This window comes from Vibrio sp. 1249-1 (genome assembly GCF_033340495.1).
This window is the reverse complement of sequence record NZ_JAWOWJ010001021.1, coordinates 1-547: the sequence shown is the minus strand read 5'-3', so window position 1 is coordinate 547 and position 547 is coordinate 1. Positions and strand designations below refer to the sequence as shown.

General features: G+C 42.0%; 1 protein-coding gene. It reads right to left on the bottom strand.

Annotated features, from left to right (window positions below):
• Nucleotides 1-185: 185 nt before the first annotated feature.
• Nucleotides 186-547: cystatin domain-containing protein (locus R7Z50_RS30245; RefSeq protein ID WP_318150115.1), on the bottom strand; the 362-nt coding region annotated here is incomplete at its 5' end.

The window sequence follows — 547 nt, the reverse complement described above, 5'->3', positions numbered from 1 at the left end:
GATTGGCGTAATTTCACACGTGTCTGAACTCAAAGAGCAGATGGCGTTGCGAATCGATGTTGAACCGTCTAGGTTTGGTTCTACCGTTTCGGTTAAATCTCAGATGCTATTATCTAAATAAAAATCAAACAGTTAAATGAAAACAAAAAAGCCCCTTTATGGGGCTTTTTTATCGACTCTGACACTTATTGTTCGCAGAAGTGACCTTCTTTTGGCGATTGAGTAATCGCGTACTCTCCGTCGAGATTACGATACACAATAGTGTTCCAAATCGAGCCATCATCCATTTCAAATTCAATTGCGTAGTTCACACCGCTCACTATTTGTGCATGAACTGTCAGAATTTGTTTGAATGACGAAAGGGTATCCATTTGTTTCAGGACAAAGGCCATCGCCTTTTGTGCATCAGGGGTAGCATCAAATTCGTTCCACCCACCTGGCATGTTTCCCTGTGTATTACATACATCTGCCGAGGCTGTTACATGTGTCGTCTCTTCTTGGTTTTTTGGTTGGCAGCCAACAAGTAAACCCAAAATTGCACAAGTCG